Below are 8,264 nucleotides of genomic sequence, written 5' to 3'. Positions count from 1 at the left end.
TCTTAAGGCTCATGAAATTGATCAAGATAGTGCCATCCAAGGCGTTCAGTCTCGATACTATCAAGATTATGTTAATGAATGGAAAACGTTGATCGAAGATATTCAATTGAAGCAGGCTCCGAGCCTAGAACTTGCGACAGAGCAAGCGAGGGTTTTATCTGGAGTTGAAAGACCAATCGAATCTTTGTTGAGAGCAATCCAAAAAGAGGTTGCTCTATCAAAAGTATCATTGTCAGAAAATCAAAAAGCCGCTTCTGAAGTTGCTGGTAAAGTTGCCAAAGTTAAGTTTTCAAATACGGCAGATAGACTAGACATGTATTTACCTGAAGAAAACGGCTTCAATGTTGCTCTGCCAGGTAAAGAAGTCGAATCGCATTTTTCAGAGATCTTACGCCTTGGTGAGCAAGACTTTGATGATATTCAACAAGCAATGGTTAACTTGCGTTCGTATTTAAGTGACTTATCAAGCTCTGGTAACAATCAGAAAATTGCCTACAAAAGTATTTTAGATGGAACCGTTACACAAGATGTCGCAGCTTCCTTCGCTCGTGCTAAAGAACTTTTGCCGAGACCATTTAATCAATGGCTAGGTGAGCTTTCTCAAGAGTCGGTTAAGTTTGCGGAGAGCGGTTCGAAGGATCATCTAAATCAACTTTGGGTAACACAGGTGGTCCGCCCTTATCAGCGGACTATTGCTGGCAGATATCCATTCGAGCCCAACGCGAGCAGAGAAGTTAGATTGAAAGACTTTAAGCGATTCTTTGGTTATGGAGGTACGCTTGACGCATTCTTCCAAGAATACCTCGAACCGTTTGTGGATACTTCGAAAAGTCGTTGGCGATTAGAAAAGGAAATTGGAGTTCGTCCAGAAACACTAATGGTCTTTCAAAGAGCGCAACGTATCAGGCAGTCTTTCTTTGAATCTGATAATTCATTACGCGTAGAGTTTGGGATGAAGCCTGTTTATCTAGACCAGCACATTACTCGATTTGTCTTAGAGTTGGGTGGACAAGATTTGGTTTATAAGCATGGACCAGCAAGAGCTAAATCGTTGAGTTGGCCTGCCGGTCAAGATCAGACTCGAATTGTGTTCACACCACCTGAATCTAAACGCGAAATTGCGCATACCTATGAAGGTGAGTGGGGCATATTCAAGCTTTTGGATCAATCACTTAAAGCAAGGCCAGAATCGCGTAAAGACAATATAGTTATGATTGATTTAAAGGGAAATAAGGTGCAGCTAGAGCTTATTCCTTCTAGTGCCATTAATCCGTTTTGGTCAAATGAAATGGAGAGGTTCAGATGTCCACGAACCTTATAACATCAGGCTGGGGCTATATCGGTAAAATGCCTGCAAAAGGGGACTTTGTGAAAGATGGTTTATCACAAGATTTCTCGGAGCGTTGGCATGATTGGCAACAGGCGGTTATTGCAGTCAGCAGGGAACAACTGGGTGAAAGCTGGAATGAGCACTTTTTAACGGCTCCTGTGTGGCACTTTGCTTTGGATATTAGCTATTTAGAAGACTCAACCTACATTGGTAGCATGATTCCTAGTGTTGATGCATGCGGTAGATACTTTTTCTTTACTATAGCTCGTGCCGTAAAAGGTGAAGCTGCGCAATATTGGGGTGACAGAGCTTGGACCGAGGACAGTGCCGCTCTTGCTCTTTCAGTACTTGAGGACGACTTTGTCTTTGATGTTTGGCATAAGAGTACTCAAGAAAAAAATGACCTCGTTGCGAATGTAACAAGTGAAGTGAAGCCTCTAGAGTTTCTTTATCAAAGCCAAATATCTACAGTTTTTCATGATCACGGCAATACTGATCAAAACACGCTTTTGAATTACCTCATTAAAGAAAAATTGAGTAAACCATGTTTTTGGTGGACTGAAGGTTCAACGAAGGTTGAACCATGCATGTTCATTACTAGTGGATTTCCTTCAATTGGTCAGTTTTCAGCCATGCTTGATGGCGGCTGGAAAAAGTGGAATTGGTAGGATAGAAGAATGAATTGGAACTATTTTACCTTTGCTAAATCGCACGCAGGAAAAGTACGCCCTTATAACGAGGATGCTCTGTTGGATATGACAGAACAGCATATTTGGGTGGTTGCCGATGGAATGGGTGGACACAGTGCTGGCGATATAGCAAGCCAGATGCTAGTGGATAGAGTCGCGCGTCACATGCAGGATGTCTCCAATACTAATATCGATGATATCCGAAGAGTGGTTCAAGAAGCGAACTTAGAAATTTACCAATACGCACAAAATCACTTAGACGGTAAAACGATGGGAACAACACTTGTTTTGTTGTTTATTCAGGATGGGTATTACCACTGTCTTTGGGTGGGTGATAGCCGAATTTACCAGCTTAGAAATGGTAATTTTGTCCAAAAAACACGTGATCATAGTCAAGTCATGGACTTAGTGGATCAGGGCTTATTGGCATTTGAAGATGCCGAATCGCACCCTCTTGCAAATGTTATTACCAGAGCTGTTGGGGTCGACGAAAGTGTCACTATTGATCAAGTTTCAGGGCAGTTGGCTGACGGCGATCAGTTTCTACTCTGTAGCGATGGACTCTCTAAGGAACTTACGAGTGATGAAATTCATCGGACATTGTATGCAGACTCAGTCAACCAAGCTGGATTAGCGCTCATGCATTCGGCTTTGGTTCGGGGCGCAAGTGATAACGTAACTTGTGCTTTGATCAAAGTTCGCCAAGCGCAAACGGAGTGCGAAACAGTAACTAGAGAAGACGCGACGATACCTGTCTTTCTAAGAGGGAGAGCTTATGAGTAATGAAATGTTTGATTGGTATGAACAAGCGTTGGCTCCTATATCTCAAGAAAATCCTACAGGTATTGATCCTAGAGAGGATGTATCACCACAGTCTGCTTACTATCGGTTGAAAGATCAGCGTATGGCCGCCCGCAACGCTGAACGTAATGCTCTTATAGAAGAAGAAAGTATCTATACCCACAGTAATTTATGGCGAGTATTTATTGAAGATGTCCCAGAAATACTCACGAATCAGTCTAAAGATTTGGAATTTGTTGCCTGGCTTATAGAAGCCCTAACTCGATTGTATGGTTTTCGTGGTATGGGCGTTGGCTACAAACTCGCAACCAGTTTAATTGAGAACTTTTGGGATGATCTGTACCCAATGCCTGATGAAGATGGTATTGAGACAAGAATATCGGCGATTATTGGCCTCAATGGTATCGATAGTGAAGGAACACTTATTTTTCCAATTGCTTGTATACCATTGACTGACTTAGGCGTGGAGCAAGCTTATGCCTATTGGGAATATCAGCAAGCTATCGAGCTTGAGCGTTTAGACGAAGATAAGCGCCGAAATCGAGTCGAGCTTGGGGCTGTTGAGCTATCTGAAATTGCAACTACGGTTAAGTCGACTTCTGATACGTTTTATCGAGAATTAATCACGGATTTGGAGTTCGCTACGGAATCATTTAATGAATTCAGTCAGCGATTAGATGAAGCGGTCGGTGATGTGACTCCTAGCTCTTATATATCAAAAAGACTTGAATCAATACACTCGGCATTAAAGCACCTTCTTGGAGATCGTTTTAATCAACCACAAGCAGTGATTGAAGAGCTAGAGGATCTTGATAAATCTTCTTCTGAACAACCGTTAAGTGCACAAAGTTGTGATGCATTATTAGCGACAAACATGAAATCACGAGAGCAGGCAATTAGACAATTGCAGCAAGTAGCTGATTTCTTCCGAGAGAGTGAACCTCACTCACCAGTTTCTTACTCCATCGAACAGATCATTCGTTGGTGTGGGATGCCTCTGCCGGAGTTACTGGCGGAACTTATCTCCGACGGGGATGCAAAGAAAAGCTACTTCCGTTTGGTTGGCATAGCAGAACAAAATGAAAATTAATAAAGGGAGAATGGTATGACGAGTATCCACTCGAAACTATCACGAGTACGGAAGCCTCGTGTCCACATTACCTATGATGTTGAAACTGAAGGTACAACTCTTAAGAAAGAACTGCCTTTTGTTGTAGGTGTAATGGGTGACTTCGCTGGTCAAAACACAGAAGCGTTGAAGCCATTAAAAGACCGCCGTTTTATTCAGATCGATCGAGATAACTTTGACGATGTACTCAAAAAAATGAATCCATCGGTGAAGTTTAAAGTTGCGAATAAGCTTGCGAATGACGATTCACAGTTTGAGGTCGATTTAAACTTTAAATCAATGCAAGACTTTGAGCCTGCTGCGATCGTAAATCAAGTTGATCCACTACGCCAATTGATGGAAACGCGTAATAAACTGCGTGATTTGATGACAAAAGTTGACCGCTCAGAAGAGCTTGAAAATATCCTAGAGGATGTTTTGAACAATACAGACAATCTGGCAAGACTTGCAGGCGAGTTAGATCTTGGCAAGAAAGCGAAGTCAGACAGTACTGAAGGAGCGGAATAATGACGACTGAAGCTGAAAAACAGTTGGATCTAACTGTTAATGAACAGACAACTTCATTCTTAGATCAAGCTATTGGTGCGACTAAGCAGACCGAAGCTTCTCGTGCTGAGGAGCTGATTAAAACGCTCGCTGAAGAAGCAATGAAAGGGACAGTTACTTGGAACAAAAACCTAACAGTAACTTTTCGTGAAGCGATTAATTTGCTCGATAGGCAGATTTCTGATCAGTTGTCTGAAGTAATGCATCACCCAGAATTACAGAAACTCGAAGGTTCTTGGCGCGGCTTAAATTATCTAGTGATGAATTCAGAGACCAGCTCTACTCTGAAAGTTCGCATGATGAGCATGACCAAGAAAGAGCTACATAAAGACTTGAGCAAAGCTGTTGAGTTTGATCAAAGCCAGATCTTTAAAAAGGTTTACGAGTCTGAGTTTGGTAGTGCTGGTGGTGAACCGTATGGTGCATTGATTGGAGACTATGAGTTTACCAACCACCCAGAAGATATTGAGTCGTTACGCCTAATGTCAAATGTAGCGGCTTCTGGCTTCTCTCCATTCTTGTCCGCAGCTTCACCAGCACTATTCGGCTTTGATGAGTGGACTGAGTTGTCAAAACCACGCGACCTAGATAAGGTATTTGAATCACTAGAATACGCCCAATGGCGTTCGTTCCGCGAGAGTGCCGATTCGCGCTTCGTTAGTCTGACGATGCCAAAAGTCCTTGCTCGTTTGCCATACGGACAAGCTACCGCTCCAGTCGAAGAGTTTGGGTTTGAAGAGTTCGAAGTAGATCCTGTTTCAGGTATTGCTGTTAACGCTGAACATAACGACTACTGTTGGATGAACTCTTCGTATGTTCTTGGTGTTAAGTTAACCGACGCATTTTCAAAATATGGATTTTGTACTGCCATCCGTGGTGCAGAAGGCGGCGGTCGAGTGGATAACTTGCCAACGCATTTCTTCATGAGTGATGATGGCGACCCTGATATGAAGTGCCCAACAGAGATTGGTATTACCGACAGACGTGAGGCGGAGCTTGGTAAGCTTGGTTTCTTACCGCTTTGTCACTACAAAAACACCAACTATGCAGTGTTCTTTGGTGCGCAAACCTGTCAAAAACCAGCGAACCATGAATCCCCTGAAGCAACGGCCAATGCGGCCATTTCTGCCCGCCTACCTTATATGATGGCAACATCTCGTTTTGCGCATTATTTGAAAGTAATGGCTCGAGATAAAATTGGTAGCTTTATGGAAGCAGAAGACGTTGAGTCTTGGCTGAACCGCTGGATCCTAGGTTACGTCAATGCTTCTGAAGGCGGTGGTCAAGAGATCAGAGCGAAATACCCTCTAGCAGACGCTCGTGTTCAGGTTAAGGAAATTCCTGGCGCACCTGGTTCTTACAATGCCGTAGCATGGCTGAAGCCTTGGTTACAAATGGAAGAACTGACCACATCTTTGCGACTTGTGGCAAAGATCCCTCAGTCAGGTGGATAAGAAATGAATTGGCTGGTCGAAAGGCCAGCCATGACCAATCTTTATGTTCTAGATGGAATTAGCAGTGTCACTTAACTTTCGCGACCCTAGCAAGCTAAAACATGAGTTCAGTACCGGAGGCTATGCTGAACTTGATAGCCCGTGGTTGACTCGATTCAATGAATCTTCTGATCTTGTAGCGTCAGCGCGAATTTGGCTAGAAGGTACACGTTCAAGAGATTTGGACAGCTTTCGTCATAGTGTGATGAACACAATTAACCGCATTGATGAGCTATTAGAATCTCAACTAAATGAAATATTACATCATCCTGAGTTTCAACAGCTCGAAAGGGGGTGGGTTGGAGTTAGGTATTTATGTGAACAGGTTGATTCTCGTTCATCGGACTCTGTAAAAGTTAAGGTTTTAACGGCGACATGGAATGAAATCAGTAAAGATGCTTTAAAAGCCATCGAGTTTGACCAATCAGCACTATTTAAGTTGCTCTATCAAAATGAATATGGCATGGCAGGGGGAGAACCCTTTGGTGTGGTGGTTGGAGATTATCAGCTTCGCTGTGATCCTAGTAAAAATTATTTTGATAGAGATCTGTCTGTGTTGAGTAAGATCTCTCAGTCTGCAGCTGCAGCATTCAGCCCATTTATCATGTCTGCATCGCCAGAGATGTTTGGTGTTGATAGTTTCGCTCAACTCTCTGCGATAAGAGATATAGCAGCCCAATTTGAACAGGAAGATTATGCAAAGTGGCGTAGTTTGAGAGATAACGATGACGCTAAATTTATTGGTTTGACTGCACCTAACGTCTTGTTCCGTCAGCCATACAAAAGTGATGGCTCGCGGAATGATAAATTCAATTTTCAAGAACACATCTACGACTCCAACCGAGATTTGCTATGGGGGAGTAGTGCGTACTGTTTTGCTGCTGTATCAATTAGAGCATTTCAGGAACATGGTTGGTTCACGCATATGCGAGGGATTAAACAAGGCGATTACAGTCAGGGTATTATCGTCGCTCCTACAAGGAGCACGATGCGTGTTAATGGCAAGAATGATCGTGAAAGATGTCCGTTAAACTTGAAAATCACTGAGAGAAAAGAGCAAGAATTGTCTGAGTGCGGTTTTATTTCTATTTCTCCAATACCTGAGACTGATATGGTAGGGATGACCTCGAATGTATCTCTCTACAAGCCCAAACAATACGCAGAAAAGCATATTTCAACGAATGCAAAACTGACATCGATGTTGCAATACACATTGTGTGTATCGCGAGTCGCACATTATCTCAAGGTTATGGGGCGTGACAAAATTGGTGGGTATCAAGACGCAGAAAGCCTAGAGCGTGACTTTCAACGCTGGTTACATCAGTACACTACCGCATCAGATGAAGCGTCTGATGAGCTTCGAGCTAAATACCCCCTAAATGAAGCGAAAATTACAGTTCGAGAGAAAAGAGAAACTCCTGGACATTATTACTCAGTTATCCATTTGCGACCGCATTTTCAACTCGATCAAATGGTATCTAGCATTAAATTAATTACCGAATTATCACCAGAGCACATGGTGTAAGGAAATAACAATGACTCAATGGAAAAATGCTTTGTCCCAAGGCCTATTGCAACACGCTCTAGAGCAATTAACTGATGAAATTAAAGCAACACCTAAAGATGCGAGCTTGAGAAGTTCCTTCATTGAGCTTCTTTGCATTGATGGGGACTTCGAGCGTGCGGACGCTCAGCTCATGCAATCGATTAAATTGTTTCCTGAGTATCTGCCTGGTGCAAGTCAGCTACGACATTTAGTGAAAGCAGCTCAAGCTAGAAAGGATTTTATCAATGGTGCGGCTAGTGCCAAAGTAATAGGTGATGAGGAATTAACTAAAGAGCTTGTTCGATTTAATCTTGCTCTCGGAAATCAAGAGTACGAAGAAGCGTCACGTCTATCGCATCGCATTGAAGAGCATCGTACTATTAAAGGGTTTAACGTAAACGGCACAAACTACGAAGATGCTAGAGATATTGATGATCGTTTAGGTGGTTACATTGAACTGTTTTCTACAGCAGGTAACTATTTTCTTGTACCCATATCGAGCATCCATACGCTAGAAGTTAAAGCACCTACTTCTTTGTTAGAGAGTATTTGGCGACCTGTCGAGTTTGATATCGATGGACTTGGTGAAGGCGAAGGCCATATGCCGTTGACATATGTTGACTCAGAGACCGATGCGCAAAAGTTAGGTCGAGAAACGGATTGGAAGCAGATTGGTGAGCAAGAATCTTTTGTTGGCTTGGGTCAAAAATGTTGGTTAGTCGGTGATTCG

At 42.8% G+C, this 8,264-nt stretch carries 8 protein-coding genes; all 8 read left to right on the top strand.

Features of this window, described 5'->3' with window-relative positions:
* The coding region (gene tssM / locus IQR33_RS26880) for a type VI secretion system membrane subunit TssM (protein WP_193844223.1) at nt 1-1,321 on the top strand (1,321 nt) is incomplete at its 5' end.
* Nucleotides 1,303-1,998 carry a type VI secretion system-associated protein TagF gene (tagF, locus tag IQR33_RS26875; RefSeq protein WP_005375944.1) on the top strand — a complete coding sequence of 232 codons (696 nt, stop codon included), beginning with the start codon at nt 1,303-1,305 and terminating at the stop codon, nt 1,996-1,998. The genes tssM and tagF, both read left to right, overlap by 19 nt.
* Nucleotides 1,999-2,007: 9 nt before the next feature.
* Complete coding sequence (locus IQR33_RS26870) at nt 2,008-2,802, top strand: PP2C family protein-serine/threonine phosphatase (protein WP_193837719.1); 795 nt, start codon at nt 2,008-2,010, stop codon at nt 2,800-2,802.
* Entirely contained in the window at nt 2,795-3,910 is a 1,116-nt protein-coding gene (gene tssA, locus IQR33_RS26865) for a type VI secretion system protein TssA (RefSeq protein ID WP_193837718.1), read from the top strand. The genes IQR33_RS26870 and tssA overlap by 8 nt, the downstream gene beginning before the upstream one ends.
* A 15-nt stretch (nt 3,911-3,925) precedes the next feature.
* Nucleotides 3,926-4,456 carry a type VI secretion system contractile sheath small subunit gene (gene tssB / locus IQR33_RS26860; protein WP_005375949.1) on the top strand — a complete coding sequence of 177 codons (531 nt, stop codon included), beginning with the start codon at nt 3,926-3,928 and terminating at the stop codon, nt 4,454-4,456.
* On the top strand, nt 4,456-5,949 hold the full coding sequence (tssC, locus tag IQR33_RS26855) for a type VI secretion system contractile sheath large subunit (protein WP_085569005.1): 1,494 nt from the start codon (nt 4,456-4,458) through the stop codon (nt 5,947-5,949). The genes tssB and tssC (IQR33_RS26855) overlap by 1 nt, the downstream gene beginning before the upstream one ends.
* Before the next feature lie 52 nt (nt 5,950-6,001).
* Nucleotides 6,002-7,513, top strand: a complete 1,512-nt coding sequence (tssC, locus tag IQR33_RS26850; protein ID WP_053303680.1) for a type VI secretion system contractile sheath large subunit — start codon at nt 6,002-6,004, stop codon at nt 7,511-7,513.
* 10 nt (nt 7,514-7,523) lie between these two features.
* On the top strand, nt 7,524-8,264 hold a 741-nt coding region (locus IQR33_RS26845; protein WP_193844222.1), incomplete at its 3' end, for a type VI secretion system accessory protein TagJ.

It is taken from the genome of Vibrio sp. OPT46 (assembly GCF_015163535.1).
Taxonomy (GTDB): Bacteria; Pseudomonadota; Gammaproteobacteria; order Enterobacterales; family Vibrionaceae; genus Vibrio; species Vibrio alginolyticus.
Note: the sequence above shows the minus strand (reverse complement) of the source record. Positions and strands in the feature narration are given on the sequence as shown.